The sequence below is a fragment of the Komagataeibacter melaceti genome, assembly GCF_003403295.1.
GTDB classification, from domain to species: domain Bacteria; phylum Pseudomonadota; class Alphaproteobacteria; order Acetobacterales; family Acetobacteraceae; genus Komagataeibacter; species Komagataeibacter melaceti.
The window spans coordinates 1-19,193 of record NZ_QUWV01000073.1; the positions used below are offsets into that span (position 1 = coordinate 1).

The 19,193-nt window shown below is 65.2% G+C and carries 14 protein-coding genes and 1 pseudogene; 3 read left to right on the forward strand and 12 right to left on the reverse strand.

Annotation, left to right across the window (positions count from 1 at the left end; translation table 11 throughout):
• Positions 1 to 25 precede the first annotated feature (25 nt).
• Positions 26 to 1,831, reverse strand: coding sequence for an arginine--tRNA ligase (locus tag DY926_RS09570; RefSeq protein ID WP_116703172.1), 1,806 nt, complete (start codon positions 1,829 to 1,831; stop codon positions 26 to 28).
• Between the two features lie 105 nt (positions 1,832 to 1,936).
• Positions 1,937 to 3,115, reverse strand: a complete 1,179-nt coding sequence (locus DY926_RS09575) for a deoxyguanosinetriphosphate triphosphohydrolase (protein ID WP_116703173.1) — start codon at positions 3,113 to 3,115, stop codon at positions 1,937 to 1,939.
• Positions 3,116 to 3,243: 128 nt separating this feature from the next.
• Here DY926_RS09575 and DY926_RS09580 point away from each other — a divergent pair, with 128 nt between their 5' ends.
• Positions 3,244 to 3,609 (forward strand): HesB/IscA family protein, encoded by a 366-nt coding sequence (locus tag DY926_RS09580; RefSeq protein WP_116703182.1) that lies wholly within the window; start codon positions 3,244 to 3,246, stop codon positions 3,607 to 3,609.
• The gene (locus DY926_RS09585) at positions 3,606 to 4,391 is read left to right on the forward strand and encodes an exodeoxyribonuclease III (RefSeq protein ID WP_116703174.1); all 786 of its coding nucleotides are present in this window, start codon (positions 3,606 to 3,608) and stop codon (positions 4,389 to 4,391) included. Before DY926_RS09580 ends, DY926_RS09585 begins: the two co-directional genes overlap by 4 nt.
• Here DY926_RS09585 and DY926_RS09590 read toward each other — a convergent pair.
• The 3 genes from DY926_RS09590 to mtnA form a co-directional block, all read right to left on the reverse strand.
• The gene (locus DY926_RS09590; protein ID WP_241503144.1) at positions 4,366 to 5,262 is read right to left on the reverse strand and encodes an EipB family protein; all 897 of its coding nucleotides are present in this window, start codon (positions 5,260 to 5,262) and stop codon (positions 4,366 to 4,368) included. The two genes, DY926_RS09585 and DY926_RS09590, sit on opposite strands and share 26 nt — an antisense overlap.
• A gap of 4 nt (positions 5,263 to 5,266) precedes the next feature.
• Positions 5,267 to 7,063: an aspartate--tRNA ligase gene (gene aspS, locus DY926_RS09595; protein ID WP_116703175.1), complete on the reverse strand. Its 1,797-nt coding sequence runs from the start codon at positions 7,061 to 7,063 to the stop codon at positions 5,267 to 5,269.
• Positions 7,064 to 7,194: 131 nt separating this feature from the next.
• A complete protein-coding gene (gene mtnA, locus DY926_RS09600) occupies positions 7,195 to 8,286 on the reverse strand; it encodes an S-methyl-5-thioribose-1-phosphate isomerase (protein WP_116703184.1) in 1,092 nt (363 codons plus the stop codon).
• A gap of 237 nt (positions 8,287 to 8,523) precedes the next feature.
• On the opposite strand from mtnA, the gene DY926_RS09605 reads away from it, so the two are divergent.
• Positions 8,524 to 9,057, forward strand: a complete 534-nt coding sequence (locus DY926_RS09605) for a hypothetical protein (protein WP_116703176.1) — start codon at positions 8,524 to 8,526, stop codon at positions 9,055 to 9,057.
• A gap of 79 nt (positions 9,058 to 9,136) precedes the next feature.
• On the opposite strand, the gene htpG is transcribed toward DY926_RS09605, so the two are convergent.
• The 7 genes and pseudogenes from htpG to DY926_RS09645 form a co-directional block, all read right to left on the reverse strand.
• Positions 9,137 to 11,020, reverse strand: a complete 1,884-nt coding sequence (htpG, locus tag DY926_RS09610) for a molecular chaperone HtpG (RefSeq protein WP_116703177.1) — start codon at positions 11,018 to 11,020, stop codon at positions 9,137 to 9,139.
• Between the two features lie 98 nt (positions 11,021 to 11,118).
• Positions 11,119 to 11,757, reverse strand: a complete 639-nt coding sequence (locus DY926_RS09615) for an NUDIX hydrolase (RefSeq protein ID WP_116703178.1) — start codon at positions 11,755 to 11,757, stop codon at positions 11,119 to 11,121.
• A complete protein-coding gene (locus DY926_RS09620; protein WP_116703179.1) occupies positions 11,754 to 12,212 on the reverse strand; it encodes a cupin domain-containing protein in 459 nt (152 codons plus the stop codon). Before DY926_RS09620 ends, DY926_RS09615 begins: the two co-directional genes overlap by 4 nt.
• Positions 12,213 to 12,281: 69 nt before the next feature.
• Positions 12,282 to 12,956: a hypothetical protein gene (locus tag DY926_RS09625; RefSeq protein ID WP_116703185.1), complete on the reverse strand. Its 675-nt coding sequence runs from the start codon at positions 12,954 to 12,956 to the stop codon at positions 12,282 to 12,284.
• Between the two features lie 269 nt (positions 12,957 to 13,225).
• Entirely contained in the window at positions 13,226 to 13,696 is a 471-nt protein-coding gene (gene bcsD, locus DY926_RS09630) for a cellulose biosynthesis protein BcsD (RefSeq protein ID WP_116703180.1), read from the reverse strand.
• Positions 13,697 to 13,906: 210 nt separating this feature from the next.
• On the reverse strand, positions 13,907 to 18,478 hold the full coding sequence (gene bcsA, locus DY926_RS17845) for a UDP-forming cellulose synthase catalytic subunit (RefSeq protein WP_241503145.1): 4,572 nt from the start codon (positions 18,476 to 18,478) through the stop codon (positions 13,907 to 13,909).
• Between the two features lie 251 nt (positions 18,479 to 18,729).
• Positions 18,730 to 19,193: pseudogene (locus tag DY926_RS09645) on the reverse strand (hypothetical protein); the annotation flags it as partial.

The window sequence follows — 19,193 nt, forward strand, 5'->3', positions numbered from 1 at the left end:
GCGCCCGGGGGGGTATCGTCAGGGGTCATCGCATCTCCTCGACCGGCTGCACGCCGAGCACCTTCATGCCCGAGCGCAGCACGGTTGCCGTCGCCTCGACAAGGGCGAGCTTGGTGCGGGTGGTGACAATATCATCTTCCTGAATGAAACGCAGGGTCGTGTCCTCACGCCCCCGGTTCCACAGCGCATGGAAATCGGACGCCAGTTCGTTGAGGTAGAACGCAATACGGTGCGGTTCATGCGCAGCCGCAGCGGCTTCCACCATGCGCGGCCACTGGGCCATGCGCTGCAGCAGCGCCAGTTCGGCATCCGATGTCAGGCCCGACAGGTCGGTCGCGGCCAGTTCGGCCGGAGTGATGCCCCCGCCCAGCCTGCCTTCATTGGCCAGCCCTGCCGCCGCGCGCAGCACCGAGCAGCAGCGCGCATGGGCGTACTGCACGTAGAAGACCGGGTTGTCACGGCTCTGCGCCACCACCTGGTCCAGGTCGAATTCCATCTGCGCATCCGCCTTGCGGGTCAGCATGGTAAAGCGCACGGCATCACGGCCGACCTCGTCAATCAGGTCACGCAGCGTCACGAATGTCCCGGCGCGCTTGGACATGCGCACCGGCTCCCCATCACGCACGATACGCACGATCTGGCACAGCAGCACATCCAGCACTGGGCGGCCATCTTGCGCCAGCGCCGCCACGGCGGCTTTCATGCGCGTGACGTAGCCGCCATGGTCGGCGCCCCACACATCCACCAGCACATCCGCGCCCCGGCGGATCTTGTCGGCATGGTAGCCGATGTCATTGGCGAAATAGGTGTTCGTGCCATCGGACTTGCGCAGCGGGCGGTCCACGTCATCACCAAACTCGGTGGAGCGGAACAGCGTCTGCGGGCGGGCTTCCCAGTCATCGGGCAGCTTGCCCTTGGGCGGTTCCAGCACGCCCTCATAGATCAGGCCCTTTTCCTCCAGCCGGGCAATGGCGCGGTCGGTCTCGCCATCGGCCAGTATCCGCGCCTCGCTGGTGAAGACGTCATGATGCACGCCCAGCGCGTCCAGATCCTCGCGGATCATGGCCATCATCATGTCAACCGTTTCGGCCTTCACGGTGTCCAGCCATATGGCGGGGTCGGCGGGGTTCGCATCCGCCGCCGCCAGGCTGCCCCCATGGCGGCTGACCAGCGCCTCGCCCACGGGCACAAGATAGTCGCCGCCGTACTGGATCGCGCCGCCGGGCACCAGGGCCGCGAAGGCCTCTTCCGTCATGCGGGTGCCCAGCGCCTGCAGGTAGCGCCAGTAGGCCGCCCATGCCAGCGCGATGACCTGCGCGCCCGCATCGTTGATGTAATATTCCTTCGTGACCTCGTATCCGGCCTTGGCCAGCAGGTTGGCCAGCACGTCACCCACCACGGCCCCGCGGCAGTGGCCGACATGCATCGGCCCGGTCGGGTTGGCGGAGACATATTCCACATTCACCTTCACGCCCCGGCCCGCCGTGCCGCGGCCATAGTCTTCGCCCGCTTCAAGCACGCTGCGCGCCACGTCCTGCCAGACGGAGGCGGCAAGCGTCATGTTGACGAAGCCCGGCCCCGCCACTTCCGCGCGCGCGATGCCGGGCACGCCAGCCAGCACGCCCGCCAGTTCGGTCGCGATCTCGGCCGGGCGGCGGCGCACGGCCTTGGAAATGACCAGCGCCGCGTTGGTGGCCAGATCCCCGTGGGAGGGATCACGGGTGGGGGTGACTTCAACCCGGTCCAGCATCGCACCGGGCAGATCGGGCATGATCTGGCGCAGCGCGTCGCGCACATGCGAGAGGTAACGGGCGAACAGACTGTCTGACATGCGGCTTCGGCTTCCCAACAAACGGTAATGGACCCTGTGGTCCGGCATACAGGCCCGCGCGGCTGCCCCATGGGCATGGCAGGCGGTTTTCTTGCTGCGCGTGTTTCACCCCGGCGAGGACAGGTCCGTCAACCGTCGATATTCTTCCATCGCGCAGCGATCGGTCATACCGGCTATATAATCGGCCACCACGCGGCACGCACGCGCCCTGTCCCCGCCCTCAAGGGCCGCGAGCGTGGGTTCACGCCAGCCATCGGGCAGCAGGCCCGGATTTTCCGACAGGATGGAGAAAATCGATTCGACCGTCAGCCGCGCCTTGCGGGTCATGCGGTTGACGCGCCAGTGCCGGTAAAGGCGGGTGTACAGGAATTTGCGTATCTCAAGATTGGCCGCCGCCATCTGCGGGCTGTAGGCCACCACGGGGCGGGAGGCATGGCGGATGTCATCCGCGCTGCGGGGGGCCAGTTCGTGCAGGTTGCGCTGGGTCTGGCCGATCAGGTCCATGGCCAGCGTATTGATGACGCGGCGGATCGTCTCATGGCGCAGGCGGGGGTCGTGGTCACTGCTGCCATGGGCACCGGCGCGCTGGGCGGCGCGCGCTTCGGCCAGGGCGTCACCCACCACGGGCAGGGCCTCGAGTTCCGTGATATGCAGCAGCCCCGCGCGCAGGCCATCATCAAGGTCATGGGCGTGATAGGCGATATCGTCCGACAGGGCGGCGACCTGCGCCTCGGCCGAGGCATAGCTGCCCAGTTCCAGCCGGTGCCGCGCGGCATATGCGGCCACATAGGCGGTGGGGTGATCCACGGGGCCATTATGCTTGGCCAGCCCTTCGAGCATTTCCCATGTCAGGTTCAGGCCATCGAAGGCGAAATACCGCCGTTCCAGCAATGTCACCAGCCGCAGGGACTGGGTGTTGTGGTCGAACCCGCCCCAGGGCTTCATGGCGGTGGAGAGTGCTTCCTCCCCCGCATGGCCGAAGGGCGTATGGCCAAGGTCGTGCGCCAGGGCGAGGCCCTCGGTCAGGTCTTCCTCCAGCCCCAGCCTGCGGGCGATGGAGCGCGCGACCTGTGCGACCTCCAGCGAATGGGTCAGGCGCGTACGGAAGAAATCACCTTCATGGTTGAGGAAGACCTGCGTCTTGTACTGGAGCGTGCGGAACCCCGCGCAGTGGATGACGCGGTCACGGTCACGCTGCCACGGGCTGCGTGTCGGGGCCTCGGCCTCGGGATAAAGGCGGCCACGGGCCGTTGCGGTCTGGACAGCGTAGGGTGCAGTATTCATATAGGATCAAGACCCAGCCATGGATGCGGCAAGAGAATGGTGATGCCGTTCGCCCATCCTAACCCGCGCGCGGCCCGTGGCCAACATGATCCGGCCCCCCGCGCGTTCCACAGAGCATGGTGAACCCGATGTCCACGTCCCCCTCCCCTGCCACAGAGAGCTTCCGTGTATCGGACGCGGCGGCAAAGCGCCTGCGTGAAATCCTGGACGGACAACCCGCCAGCCCCGCGGGCGAACCCGCGCTGCGCGTATCGGTGCTGGCGGGGGGCTGCAACGGATTCCAGTATAAATTCGCCCTTGATTCCGACACCGCGCCCGATGACATCGTGATCGCGGCGGGCACGGCGCGCGTGCTGGTCGATCCTGCCAGCATGGACCTGCTGGCGGGGGCGGAGCTGGATTTCAATGACAGCCTGATGGGCGCGCACTTTACCGTGCGCAACCCCAATGCCGCGTCATCGTGCGGGTGTGGCACCAGCTTTTCGGTCGAATGATGAAATTCGCCACCTGGAACGTCAATTCCATCCGCCAGCGCCAGGACCATGTGCTGGACTACCTTGCACGTGAACAGCCCGATGTGCTGGCGCTGCAGGAAATCAAGTGCGCGACCGACCTCTTTCCGGCCGATGCCTTCCGCGCCGTGGGCTATGACAGCGTGGTGGTGGGGCAGAAAAGCTATAACGGCGTCGCCATCCTGACCCGGCATCCACACACGATCGTGCATGAAAGCCTGCCCGGCTGGGAGACCGACCCGCCACAGGCGCGCTATGTCGAGATAAGCACCTGCGGGCTGGTGTTTGGCAACCTGTACCTGCCCAACGGCAATTCCGGCGGCAGCGTGGGCTACGAATCCAAGCTGGCCTTCATGGATGCGCTGGCGCTCCATGCCCATGCCCTGCTTCAGGCCGGGCAGGATTTTGTCCTGCTGGGCGATTACAATGTCTGCCCTACCGATGAAGACTGCGCCCCCGGCGCGCTCGCCCCCGATGACGCCCTGCTGCGCCCGCAGACCCGCGCGGCCTTCCGCCGCCTGCTGTGGCTGGGGCTGACGGACGCCCTGCGCGCCGTGCACCCCACCGGGGCGTTCTATACCTTCTGGGATTATCAGGCCGCGGCCTGGCAGCGCGACAGCGGGCTGCGGATCGACCATGCCCTGCTCTCGCCCCGCGTGGCGGAACGGCTGCTGACCGCCCTGCCCGCGCGTGACGAACGTGGCAGGCCGCAGCCATCCGACCATGTGCCGCTGGCGGTTACGCTGGAGGATGCGCCGGGCTGATCGAAGCCCCGCGCGCCGGCGCACGCGCCGTGGCGGGGCAGTGATCGGGAACGGATAGCGGGCGGAATTCCCGCAGCATCCCGGCCATGCGGAACTGGCCGAAATCCAGTTCCACCCTGTCGGCCACACCATTGGTGAAATAGCGCATTGCCGTCTCGAACATCGGGGTCATGTCGCGCGTGGTGGTGTTGTAATAGGCCACATGCGCCCGCACTGCCGGCAGCGCGGCAAGTGCCGCGAATGTGGTGGCAACCGGGGGCGCCTGCTGGCCCAGCAGCAGCACGTAGGTGCCCAGCGCGCCCGATTCCACCGTGCCATCGAACAGATAGGGTGAAATCTGCCCCGTGCCCGCCAGTCCGGCCTGAATGATGGCGGCGGTATGCGCAACGGGGAACAGCGTGCCCGCGGGCAGCGCCACGTCATGCGCCATGGGGGCGGTATAATGCACGCTACCGCCGGTGGGGCGCATATGGGCCTCCCCCGCGATGCGGGGGGCAGGACTGCCGTTTTCCGTCTGGTCGGCGCGGAAGATCAGGGATGAGCCGTCCTTTTCCTCCAGCACGGCGTAATCGGAATCACTGACCGCCTCCGCCCCGCTGCGCCCGGTCGTGCGCAGGTGCAACTGCTGCTGCGTTGACCATGCCGAACACATATCGGACAGGACGAAGGTCAGCTTCCCCTCCGCCGTGACGACATCGCCGCCATTTACGGCAGAAAGGGCGAGGTCATACACCGCCCGGTGCGCCAGCATGGCGGGCGGGGCCGCCATGGCGCGCGCCTGCCACAGGGCGGCAAGCATGGCGGTGGCAATCATCCCCGCCGGGTAAAACCGGCCACGGCGCGGCAGGAACCGCCAGCCCACCGTGGCCACGGGTTCAGCCCTTCGCCTGGCCGGGCTTGGGGCGCGGCAGGTCAAGGGCGAGGGAAAGCTCCTTGAGCCGCTGCGGCTCGACCGGGGCGGGCGCGCCCATCATCAGGTCCTGGCCCTGCTGGTTGAGCGGGAACAGGATCACCTCACGGATGTTCGGCTCATCGGCCAGCAGCATCACGATGCGGTCCACGCCCGGCGCGGACCCGCCATGCGGCGGTGCACCGTAACGGAAGGCGTTGAGCATGCCGCCAAAGCGGGCCTCGACCTCGCTGGCCGGATAGCCCGCGATCTCGAAGGCGCGGATCATCACATCAGGCTGGTGGTTACGGATCGCGCCCGAGGACAGTTCAACACCGTTACACACGATGTCGTACTGGAACGCCTTGATGGTCAGCGGGTCCTGGTTCTGGAGCGCCTCCATCCCGCCCTGCGGCATGGAGAACGGGTTGTGGGAGAAGTCGATCTGCCCCGTTTCCTCGTTCAGCTCGTACATCGGGAAATCCGTGATCCAGCAGAAGCGGAAGGCGTTCTGTTCGATCAGGTCCAGTTCGGTCGCGACACGGGTGCGCACGCTGCCGGAGAAGCGGACCATCTCATCGCCCTTGCCCGCGACGAAGAACACGGCATCGCCCGCCTTCAGGCCGGTCTTGGCGCGGATGGCCTCGATCCGGTCGGCCTCGAGGTTCTTGGCGATCGGTCCCTTGCCACCATCCTCAGCGAAGATGATGTAGCCAAGGCCGCCAGCACCGGATTCCCGCGCCCAGTTGTTGAGCTTGTCAAAGAACGCACGCGGGCGGTCCCCCGCGCCGGGGGCCGGGATGGCGCGGATCTGGCCGCCATCAGCCGCGATGCGGGCAAACAGGCCAAAGCCGGACCCGGCAAAGGCTTCGGTCACATCGGAAATCTGGAGCGGGTTGCGCAGGTCGGGCTTGTCGCTGCCATAGACATCCATGGCCGTGGCGTAGGGAATACGCGCGAACGGGGCCTGGCTGACGATGCGGCCGCCGCCGAATTCACGGAACACACCTTCCATCACCGGCTCAAGGGTGGCGAACACGTCTTCCTGCGTGGCGAACGCCATCTCGAAATCAAGCTGGTAGAACTCACCGGGGGAGCGGTCGGCACGGGCCGCTTCGTCACGGAAGCACGGCGCGATCTGGAAATAGCGGTCGAACCCGGCCACCATGGCAAGCTGCTTGAACTGCTGCGGGGCCTGCGGCAGCGCGTAGAACTTGCCCGGATGCATGCGCGCGGGCACGAGGAAGTCACGCGCACCCTCGGGCGAGGACGCGGTCAGGATCGGGGTCTGGAACTCCACGAAGCCAAGGTCCGTCATCCGCCGGCGCAGGCTCGCGATCACCTGCGCGCGCAGCATGATGTTGAGATGCACCTTCTCACGCCGCAGGTCGATGTAGCGGTAGGTCAGGCGCAGGTCCTCGGGGTAGTGCTCGTTGCCCGCCACCTGCAGCGGCAGCACGTCGGCGCTGGACTGCACCTCGATCTCACGCGCGCGCAGTTCGATCTCGCCCGTGGGCAGGTTGGGGTTCTTGGTCGCGCCGTCGCGCAGCACGACCTCGCCCGTTACGGTCAGCACGCTTTCCACGCGCACGCGCTCCGCCGTTTCCAGCACGGGGGAACCGGCGGGGATCACGATCTGCGTCATGCCGAAATGATCGCGCAGGTCAATGAACAGCAGGCCGCCATGGTCGCGCTTGCTGTGTACCCACCCTGAAAGGCGGGCCGTCTGCCCGGCGTCGGCAGCCCGCAGGGCCGCGCAGCTATGGGTACGATAGGGATGCATGCTCTTGTCCTGATTCTACCAGATTCCGGTGGGCGCGGCCTGCTGGCGCGCGCCCGGTTGCTGGCGCGACAAAGCCAATCCTGCCCCCACCTGTCAAGGTTATAGGTAAACGCCGCGCAGTGCGGGGCGGCTCAGACGTATTCGGGGAACAGGTCGCACAGGCCATCCGCCGTGGCGGGGCAGCGGCCGCGCTCGGTAATCAGCCCCGTGACCAGTCGCGCAGGCGTGACGTCGAAGGCCGGGTTGGCCGCACGGCTGCCATCGGGCACGAGCTGGACGGTCGCGGGCGCGCCGGTTTCGTCACGCCCCTGTATGTGGGTGACCTCGCGGCCCGCGCGTTCCTCGATCGGGATTTCACGCACCCCGTCGCTGATCCCCCAGTCAATGGTGGTCGAAGGCAACGCCACCCAGAAGGGTACGCCATTGTCCCGCGCCGCCAGCGCCTTGAGGTAGGTGCCGATCTTGTTGGCAACATCGCCCGTGCGCGTCACGCGGTCGGTACCGACAATGACCATATCCACCATCCCGTGCTGCATCAGGTGGCCACCGGCGTTATCGGCAATGACCGTGTGCTTCACCCCGTGGCGGCCGAGTTCCCACGCCGTCAGCGATGCGCCCTGGTTGCGCGGGCGGGTTTCATCCACCCATACATGCACGTCAATGCCCCGGTCATGCGCCATGTAGATGGGGGCAAGGGCCGTGCCCCAGTCCACGGTTGCGATCCAGCCCGCGTTGCAGTGGGTCAGGATATTGACCGGGCCGGGGCGGAGACCGGCCACCTGTTCGATCAGTTCCAGCCCCTGCCGGCCAATGGCCTCGTTCTGGATCACGTCCTCATCACAGATGCGCCCGGCCTCGTCATACGCGGCGGCCACGCGGTCCGCCGGTGCGGTGGTGCGCAGGCGGGTCAGCATGCGCCGGATGGCCCAGCCGAGGTTGACCGCCGTGGGGCGGGTGGCCGCAAGCAGCGCCGCGTCACGCTCCATGGCTTCGTCACTGCTGTCGTGGCGCAGGGCAAGCGCCAGCCCGTAGGCGGCTACGGCGCCGATCAGCGGCGCGCCACGCACCTGCATGGTGCGGATGGCATGCGCCACCTGGTCGCGCCCGGTCAGGCGCAGGATGTCCAGCGACCAGGGCAGACGGGTCTGGTCAAAGATATGGACTGACCAGCCATCCTCCGCATCCACCCAGACGCTACGATAGGAGACGTTATCAATTTTCATATATTCATTGCCGCCGTCGAAAAACCACAACACATCACAAGGGCGCGTAGGGAAGCATCCGGCAGGCCCGTATTCAAGCCCCCGGGGCCGAATACCTTGGCAAGTGGCAAGGGTTTTCCTGCCTGCCCGATGGCATGGATCACGCGCGCGGCATCATACCGCCACTTTGGCGCGGCTTCCATATCCCGCCAGCATATGTGTCGGGCCATGCGCGGGTGAAAGGGGTAGCATGGCGGAATGATGATTCTGGATGATTTCCTGCCACGTTTCACCTTCCGCGAACGGCACGCGACCACCATCGCTGCTCCGCCGGGCAGGATACTGGACTGCGTGCTGCGCTACCGCGCGCAGGAAGACCCGCTCATCCACACCGCGATCCGGCTGCGCGAAGCCCCTGCCCGGCTGCTGGGCCGGTCATACCGCCCACCGCTTGACCTGAATGATTTCACGTTGCTGGGCCGCCATGGGGACCGTGCGCTGGCCATGGGCCTGGTCGGTGCGTTCTGGCGGGCGGATTACGGGCTGCTGCGCATTACCGGCCCGGATGCCTTCAGGGCGTGCGCGCGCACGGATGTATGCAGGCTGGCCATGGGCTTCAGCGTACGACCCATGGCGGACGGGCGCTCCACCCTGCTGACCGAGACACGTGTTTCCTGCCCCAGCCCATCCGTCCTGTGGCGTTTTGCGCCCTACTGGTACCTGATCCGGCCTGTAAGCGGCCTGATCCGGCGGCGCATGCTGGCTGCCCTCCGCCAGCAGGCAGAACGGTAACCCGCGCATAAAAAACATCCCGCCATGCACGGGGCATGGCGGGATGCATCTACCTTCACCTGTTTTCGGGCTGGCGGGATCAGCCCTGGGGGCCGTCCGTCAGCGGCAGGCGGGTCAGGATGGTGGTCAGGCGCTGGGCGAAGCCGGTCGGGTCTTTCGGGCTTTCGCCATCCTGAATCCGGGCCATGTCCATCAGCACCAGCGCGATATCCTGCACCGGATCGCCATTCTTCACCCGTGCCGCCAGATCAAGGATCAGCGGATGGGCGGGATTGACCTGCAGCACCGGCGCCGTGTCGGGCACCTGCTGGCCGCTGCGCTTCATGAGCCGGATCATCTGCAGGTCGGGGCCGGATTCGGGGGCCGCCAGCACCACGGCGCTGTTGACCAGCCGGTTGGTGCCCTTCACGTCCGACACAGCATCCCCCAGCGCTTCCTTCAGCGCGGGGATGACCACTTCCAGCGCGCTCTTTTCTTCCGCCGTTTCCTCCGGCGCACCGAACTTTTCAAGGTCGGTGTGGAACTGGCTGATATTGCGCAGCGGCGTGTCCTTGTACACGCCCAGACGGTCCGGCCAGAAGGAGTCCACCGCATCCGACAGCAGCAGCACCTCGATCCCGCGCGCACGGAACCCCTCAAGCTGCGGGGAAGACGCCAGCATTTCCGCCCGGTCGCCGGTCAGGTAATAGATCGCTTCCTGCTCCGGCTTGCGGCGCTCAAGGTAGGCATCGAGCGTGGTCCAGCCTTCCTGCGTGCTGGAACGGAACCGCGCGATGGCGGCCAGTTCGGTGCGGTGCTCGGCGTCGTCCCAGATGCCTTCCTTGAAGGTGGGGCCGAAATTGTCCCAGAACTTCTCGAAGTCGGCTTCATCCTTGGAACGGGTCTTGAGTTCCGAGATCACGCGGTTGGTCACGGCCTTGCGGATGCGCGCCAGAACGGGGGTGGCCTGCAGCATCTCACGCGAGACGTTGAGCGGCAGGTCCTCCGTATCGACCACGCCGGTTACAAAGCGCAGCCAGGGCGGCAGCAGTCCGGCATCGTCAGTAATGAACATGCGGCGGACATGCAGGCGGATCTGGCTTTCACGCACCGGCTCGGCGAACTCGAACGGCTTGCTGCCCGGAATGAACAGCAGGGCGGAGAATTCCAGCGTCCCTTCGGCATGCCAGTGCAGCGTCGCCCACGGCGTATCGAAATTATGGCTGACGTGGCGATAGAACTCGTTGAGCTGTTCTTCATCAATCTCGCCACGCGGCTTGCGCCACAGGGCCGTGCCCTTGTTGGCAGATGTCTCCTCGCCATCCTTGACGATGCTGATGGGCCACGAGATGTGATCGGCCCATTTGCGCACGATGGTTTCAAGCTGCCATGAATCAAGGAAGTCATCCGCGTCATCCTTGATGTGCAGGATGATGTCGGTGCCTGCCTTTTCCCGCGTGGCGGGGCTGATGGTGTAGTTGCCCTTGCCGGTGGAAGACCAGCGCCATGCTTCCTCGCTGCCCGCGCGGCGGGAGATCACGTCCACCCGGTCCGCCACCATGAACGCGGCGTAGAAGCCCACGCCAAACTGCCCGATCAGGCTTGGCTTGTCCTCGGGCTTGGCGTTGGCCAGTTCCTCGCCAAAGGCGCGGGTGCCGGAACGGGCAATGGTACCAAGGTTACGGGCAAGTTCTTCCTTGCTCATGCCCGCGCCGTCATCGCTGATGGTCAGCAGGCGGGCATCCTTGTCGGGGTTGATGCGGATTTTCACATCATCGGGCAGGGCGCGCGCGCCATCCGTCAGGGCTTCGAAACGGCGCTTGTCGGTAGCGTCGGCGGCGTTGGCCACCAGTTCACGCAGGAAAATTTCACGTTCGGAATAAAGGGCATGCACCACAAGGTCGAGCAGCCGCCCGACCTCGGCGCTGAATTCATGCTGTTCACCCGAGGCTTCGGTCGGGGTTGCCGTTGTCTGTTCGGTCATTGTCTGTCCTGTTATTTATAGAAATGCCGGTGGGTTACAATTTGTATGGGATATGGAAATCTTTGCGGGCGTTTTCAATGGTCTGCCCCGGCATGTTTTCAGTCAAAATCCGTGGGCAGGTCCGCATTGCGGGCATGGGCGAACATGCGCGCGATCTGTCCGGGCAGCACGCGGCCAAGTGACAGGTCGGCCGGGATTTCATCCTCGCCAAACCAGCCGATCTCCGATGTCTCGATGCTGGTCCGGGCGCTGCCACCGGTCAGTTCACACAGGAAATACAGCGTGTAGCACGAAAAGGGGGCTGGCGGATGGCCCTGCCTGTCACGGTCCCATACCGCGGCGAGACGGGTGACACGCACGGTGTAGCCACTTTCCTCGCGCACTTCCTTCATCACGTTTTCCACCGGGGTCAGGTTCACATCCGCCCAGCCGCCGGGCAGGGTCCAGCGGTCGTGGTCAAGCATCTCACGCACCAGCAGAATGCGCCCGTGTGTGTCGAACACGGCGGCGCGGACCACCACCTTGGGCGTGGCGTAGCCCTGCTGGGCGGTGAACAGGTCCAGCACGCGCTCCATCTCGGCCCCGCCGCCAACCGCCATCATGTCAGCCGCGATCTGCCTGATGCTTTCATAACGTTCCCGGTCAAACGAGCTTTCGGCAAAGGTCAGGCCGCTCTGGGCCAGCGCCTGGAGTTCACGCGCCCATAGCAGCCATTTCGGCATGACCGGCGCGTTCATGGGGCATCCCCTTCCGGCGACCAGCCGGGCGGGGCAAGTTCGAAACTGCTGAAGACGAAGGCGGGCGCAACCTGACAGGCCACGAGGCTCCAGCCCCCCTGGCTGCATGCCGCCTGCCACGCCCCGGCGGGCACCACGGCCTGAAGCACCTGCCCCTGCCCCGGCAGCGGGCCAAGCACGGCGCGGGTGATGGGACCGCCCGCGCGTGCCGCGATTTCCAGCAGCAGGGGGCTGCCACCCTGCCAGCACCAGATTTCCGCTGCATCGACCCGGTGCCAGTGTGACCGCTCACCCGCCGCAAGCAGGAACTGAATGGTCGATACCTTGCCACGCGGACCATCAGCGGGGGTGTCGCGCCATATTTCGCGGTAGCTTCCCCCCTCGGGGTGGGGCTGGAGGTCCAGTATGCGCCGCACTTCATCCGCGGGCAGGTTGGGGTCTCGCAGGTCGGTCATGTCTGGTTCTTGCTCCGGTCATGTGACTGGTTCCGCAGTAGCGCCCTGACCCGCCCATCGCAATGCATGTCAGCGCACGGGTGGGACCGGCGGCGGGAAATCAAGGATGTGGTTCGTATAGGTTTCAACCACCTCGCTGAACGGCTGGCCATGCGTATCACGCAGGATGGCGCGCTGGCGTATGATCTGCGCTGGCGGCACGATCACATGGCCCGCACCGGATACCGCATCATCTCCGGGCCATGGCGACCACAACCGGGTGAACTCCAGCCGCTGGCGGGTGAAATCGAGCGGCGCCACCACGCGACCAAAGGGCACATCGGTCTGTTCCAGCGCGGTGTTCATTGCGGCCGTAAGCCGTTCCGGCACGTACCAGTTATCAGCCACCGACAGCACATGCGCGCCACATACCAGTTGCACCTGCCTGTGGCGGACAGGCTGCGTGGCCCCCACCGCCAGATCGGCCCGCACCCGCTCGGGCACGGCATCCGGGCCAGACTGGGTTCCCTTGCGCGCCACGACAACGGGCGGGTCCGCCATGTGATGGAGCGCGCACCATTCCTCCAGCGCGCGTGTGGCGCTGGAATGGGTGAGCAGCATGATCTCCATGTCCTGAATCGCCACCAGCATGCCCGCACGCCCCAATGGGGTATCGGGCCAGCCCGCCGCCGCCACGGGCGCGGTGCTGGCCACCAGCAGGCCCACTGTCATCATGCCCGGTGTCCACAGGGATCGTAACGGCATCTGGCGTTTCATCGGCTTGCCCCTTCCGTTCGCACGGGCGCAACCATGGGCCTGCGCGCCACCGGGCCGGTGGAACGGGTCATGCCCCTGTTTCCTGTCATGAACCTGCCGCCATGGCGGGCCTGAAAACCGGCAACGTGGCGGCAAAGGCTCCCCCATAGACAACCGTGGCCCGCCCCCGCCCTCAGTCCGGATGCTGAAGGCGGGATGGCAGGCCATGGGGAGCGTCATCTTGTTGCCCGGACCAGTATCACACCGGCCCGTCAGCCTTACAGCGAGCTGCTACGCACACGCATGTAGAGGATGATGGTCTGGCGCGGCACGGAATCCAGGTCTTCCGCCTCCAGGTCACGCATCACCACATAATCACCGAACGCGCCGGGCTGGGACGTGATCCAGCGGCCGTACAGCCCCTCCAGCACCGGCGCCAGCCAGGTTCCCGGCGGCTCACCCGCGCTGCCAACCTGCGGCAGGTCCTCATGCACGATGCGCAGGGTCTTTTCCTCGCTCAACAGTTCAAGCGAGACATAGCCCCAGCCAATCATGGACAGCAGGGCGTTCAGCTCGATCTGCAGGGTGTCGATCGTGTTGCACAGCGGCGGCATGAGCCGGCCCGCCATGCCGCGACCGACCTCGCGCAGGAGTTCGTTCCTGACCTCGATCCCGGCCTGATCGTCAATTTCCCAGGACAGGGCCTGAAGGAACAGGGAAAAATCCGGTTGTTTCTTGAAAGTTGTCATTACTGGTCCATAACAAGATAGTGGTTCGAAATCATGGCACTCCCCCACGGTCGTGCTGTGGTGGCGATGATGGCGCCGCCACCATGGCGCACCGGGGCGGCGGATAAAACAACAATAACCTATCCTGCCACCGAATATGCCCGCAAGCCAGCGGCATTGACATCCCTGCCACACCGCCGGGGGCGTTCAGGCCCGGCCCCCGGCTCAGGTTCAGTCACGGAAAGTGCGCCTTTGCACCTGCAGCTCCTTGTAGCGGCGGCGGGCATGGCGGACCAGCGCGCGCGACATCACGGCAGTCAGCAGCAGGCAGGCAATCAGGCCAACCACGATCACATGCATCGGGCGGTTGTGCATGTACCAGTCAGGCCACATCCACAGCGGCACCGATCCCACCGTATAGATGGGCGAGCCGCGATAGGAAGACAGGCTGTCCCCATGCACCAGCACCATGTCACCCTGTATGTCGGGCTGGTTCTTGCGCAGGTTCAGCGTCTGGACCAGGTTGTTCAGCCCCGACGGGTCACTGGACAGCAGGGCCAGCACGGTGCGCCCTGACATGAGTGGCGACTGTGCTTCCACCACCGCGCCGACACCACCGGTCAGGTCGGTATCAATCTCGGTGGGTGCATGCCTTGCAAGGATGGAGGCGGGATTTTCAAACGCGTTCCAGACACCACCCAGCGCGGAGCGGGCGGCCATGTGGAGGTGCCCGTCCGATATCTGATAGGCCGCATTGGCCAGCAGCGGCGCGATATCGGCACTTTCCGCCAGCGTGGACAGGACAATCAGGTTCCGGTCGGCAACATCGCTCACATGGTCGGCGGTGACGATTTCCACCCCGGATACGGGATACCACGTCGTCGCCCCCATGAAGCCCATCAGGTCCAGAAACGCCCCGATCGTGGGGGCGGCAGGGTGATCGGGCAGCACGACCGCCGTATGTGACAGGTCGGCATAGGTCGTGAACGGAAAACCGGCGCTGGCCATATAGGCCAGGTTCGGCATGGCCGTGATGTGGAAGGCGTTGGAGAAATCAATGGTCGAGTCAGGATCGACCGACAGGTGCAGCAGGCTCGGCCCCGCCTTGCAGCTTGCGCCGGACATGGGGGCCGCGTCGAAATAGAACTGCAACTGGTTCTTGCCATAGATCATCCACGGCTGGAGCGTCGCGATATGGCTCTCGACCCCGGATGTGTTGCCCAGGCCGACATGCGCCAGCGCGCGGGCGATCTCCCCGTCATTCGCGCGCAATGGATAGGAGCGCAGGTAGATGTTGTTGATGCTGACATCCAGATGCGAACGGGCGACATCCACAATCGGCCCGTCGGGCGAGCGGAAACGGACATGCAGCTTGTACGGGCGGCTATGCCACGTGTACAGGTCCGGCGGGATGCGAAACGGCACGGTCATGACGCCGGGGGTAAAGCCCACGCCCTGCAATGCGCTGTCCGGCACCAGTTCACCCAGTTTCACGGGGCGGCTGGTCGGAATGAAGGCCGGGGCGTCATTGGGCTGGCTGGGGGCGACATCAATGGGGGCGATGTCGGCATGATCGCTGGCGGGCAGCGTGCCCGAACCGAAACCGATGCCCTTGCTGGCCGTGATCACCTCGTCACGGTCACGCCCGGTCACCACCAGAACGGTCCCGTTGGGGTCGGATGGATTGGGAACCTCCATCACCGTCGGGCCGCCCACGGAAAGGTGCCCGAGTTCACCGGGCAGTTCCGCAACCACACCCACCGCAATGGCGTTACCCGTGCGGGGCACGGTAGAGGATACGGGGAACGCGACACCCCGGAAATCGGTCTGCCTGCCGAACCAGGAGGCAACGATGCCGGTGGCCGTCAGGATCTCCGGGTCATAGCTTGCCGCCAGCACGACGGGAATGACCGCCTTCTGGTCAACCGCCCTGTCGTAGAAAGGCTGCGGCAGGCGGGAAAGCTGCCGGCGGGCGGGAAGCGATATGGTGGTGACCTGCAACTGCGAATGTTCCGAAACACTGGCCCACAGCAGCTTGTCCATGGGGTCAGCACAGCCCTTCGTGCCAGCCGCGAAGCTGAAATTCAGCCGGTTGCTGTTGACGAAGAAGATCGGATTCACATCAAAGGCCAGCGGCCCGAATGACGGATGCGCGGGGTTGGGCCGCAGCGTGCCGACATACTGTTCGTTCAGCGTGATGGTCACGGCGCTGTTTTCAGGCCGCAGGCTGGGGGACATGGCGCCCGAGACGATCAGCCGCGCCGAGGTCACGAGCTGGTCGGCCGGAATACCGAACTGCAGGCCCTGCAGCGGCGTGGCGCTGCGCATGGTCAGGGCCGTCGTCGCACCAAGCTGGTCAAAGGTATAGGTGTGGGTCGTGGCCATCTGGGCGGCGGCGCCACTGGCGTTCTCGCCACTATCCACCGCGGCCTCGGCCTCCCGTGCCGCATCAGCCGCGTTCACGGGGCCAGCCGCGCCCGGCAGGGCGGATGCCGGAGCAGGAGCCGCCTGCGCGGTGGAAGCCCAGGCCAGCATGGCCAGCAGCGGTATCATTTTCAGGCTGCGTGAACCAGACAGCATCCCGGCCCTGTTCCTGCCCTTGCCGCGCCCTTCCCCGGCTGCGGTTTCATCCGTTGACACATTTTCCTCACTGAAACTGGGATAGCGGGCCTCGGCTTTCGGCATGAGGCGCCCGGGGGGACGGAACAGACCCAGGATACTGACAAAAATATCCCACACGCTGCGCAGCGGGCGGTCATTTCCGTAATTGTTCCAGTCCACCCACGCATCGGCACGACCGAACACGATGCGGATGATGCTTGCTTCTTCCTGAAGGGAGCCAATATCCCACCGGAACACGCACTGGCCGTTGCGGCTGCGGATCACATGCGCACGCAGGCGCAGGTATTCACCTTCGATATTGACGTGGATTTCCACCGTTTGCGGCCCCACGATGGGCTGCGGCCATGTCATGTGGATCGACGCCCCGCCCATGGACAGGTCTTCGGTCACGCCCTCGACCACGATGCCATCCTCGGTGGTCACGCTAACCGGCAGGCTGGCGCGGATGCGGTGGCTGTAGCGCTTCTGGTGGGTTTCCCGGCCCACGGCGACGGCGGCAAGGATGATCAGCAGGCTGAGCGTGGCCCAGCAGGAATTAAGCAGGTAGGCGCGCCGGGCGATGAAATCGACATTTTCAAACATAAGCCCGTACAGCCCGCGCAGCAGCCCGATGAACATGAGCCCGCCCATGATGACATTGGGATAGACCGCGCGCAGGTCGAAATACCCGCTTTCCAGCACGCCGCCCTTTTTCGTGACATTGAACTTCGCGCGGAAGGGGTTGATCAGGGTGCCGATCGTCACGCGCACCAGAAACAGCGCCATCGTGGTTTCATACACCTCGCTCCAGAATGAATAGCGCCACCCCTTGTTGATACGCGACACGGTGCCGACCGCGTGGAACATGTGCGGAATGGCATAGGCCAGAACCGCCACGGGCGATGCGGCAATAACGTTCTCCCCAAAGAACAGGAAGGCCAGCGGCGCGGTCAGGAACACCACGCGCGGCACCGCGAACAGGAAGGACAGCATGGCCGACAGGTAGCACAGCCGCTGCCCCCAGTTCAGGCCCGGCCCCAGCAGGGGGTTATCAATACGGAAAATCTGCAGCATGCCGCGCGCCCAGCGCACGCGCTGCCCGATATGGGTGATCAGGCGCTCCGTGGCCAGGCCGCCCGCCAGCGGGATGCGCAGGTAGGCGGTGGACCATCCCTCACGCTGCATGCGCAGGGCGGTATGGGCGTCCTCGGTCACGGTCTGGGTTGCAAAACCACCGATCCCCTCGATCGCGACACGCCGCAGGATGGCGCATGACCCGCAGAAGAAGGTCGCATCCCAGAAGTCATTCCCGTCCTGGATCACGCCATAGAACAGGTTGCTTTCCGGTGGTGTGCGGAAGCCCGCCGCCAGATTGCGCTGGAATGGATCGGGGGAATAGAAGTGGTGCGGTGTCTGCAGCAGCGCGATCTTGGGGTCACCCACCATCCAGCCCATGGTGATCTGCAGGAAGGCGCGGGTGGGGATATGATCGCAGTCCAGTGTCAGGATGAACTCACCCGATGAGCGCTTGATGGCGTAATTGAAGTTCCCCGCCTTGGCGTTCTCGTTCGAGGGGCGGGCGATGTAGGTCGCCCCGCATGCCTCGGCAAACAGTGCGAATTCCGGCCGCCTGCCGTCATCGAGCAGATAGACATTCAGCTTGTCGCGCGGCCAGTCCATGCCCAGCGCGCCAAGGACGGTCAGCCGGACAATGCTCAGGTCCTCGTTATAGGTAGGGACATAGACATCGACCGTAGGCCAGTCGCGCGGGTTGTCCGGCAGGGGGATCGGCACGCGGCCCAGCGGATAGATGCTCTGGAAATAGCTCAGGAAGAGCATGATGAGGGCATAGAGTTCCGCCGTGAGCAGGAGCGTACCCAGCCCGACCTCGACCCATGTATTGAAATAGAGCGTATCGGCCAGCCGCCATGTCAGATAGCGCAGCGAAACGGCGGCGGACAGGACCTCGAGGAAGACCTGCATGCGCCGGGTCTTCTTGCGCCAGACAATGAAGAAGATGGCCAGATAGACGCCCGCCACGATCAGCTGCAGGTTGGGCGAAAGCTCAACCGTGCTGGCCGCGAACATGGCGCACAGGGCAAAGGCCACCACAATGCTGATGCCCGGACGCGAAGCCAGAAACTGCTCTAACCGGCGCGACCACGCCGACTCTGCCGATGGGGGCGACTCAACCTCTGACATAAAACCACTCGTCCGAAATAAACAGCAAAAACAGAAGGTTACGCTCAAAAACCGTTCGATGGCCCGCACGCCTGCCATCCGCGTGCGTCAGAACAGCCCGTGTCACTTCAGACAGGTTCTACGGCCCGGACAGCCGCATGGCCAGACGTGCCGCCCCCAATGGGAGAAGCCGCGCCCGGTGTGGCATCAGCCGCCATGCCTGCACCCACCCTGCATCAACCCGATGGGGGACGGGCGGGACAATAGGTGCTTCAGGACTCTTCGTCTTCCTTGCGGCGCAGCAGGGCGTCACGCAGCGTGGACTTGGGGGTCAGCCGGTCGGTCGCGCGACCGCCCAGGATCATGAACATTTCCGCCATGGTCGGTGAACCATCGGCGGAAGGCGTGAGGCTGGCTTCGTTAACGGGGTTCTGGTTCGACTTGGTCATGGTAGTCACCTTGGTCTGTGGGGGACGGGAAACGCGTACGGGCAAGGGCGCGGACCGGAACAGCCTGCGTTCTTCCTGCTTGCGAATATCGGGAAGGGGAAAGGCGAAGCCACGGCTTACCGGGCGGGGGCGTTCGCCGCGCTGGTGCCGCGCCTTGGGCACGGGTACCCAGTCTTCCCCCGTTTCAAGCTGCGACAGGACCGGAAGGAGGTCCGGCTCACTTTTCTCGATCGGTGGCATCTCTTCCCTGGATGAGAGGGGGGCCGGACGCTTGTGCCCGGCCGTGG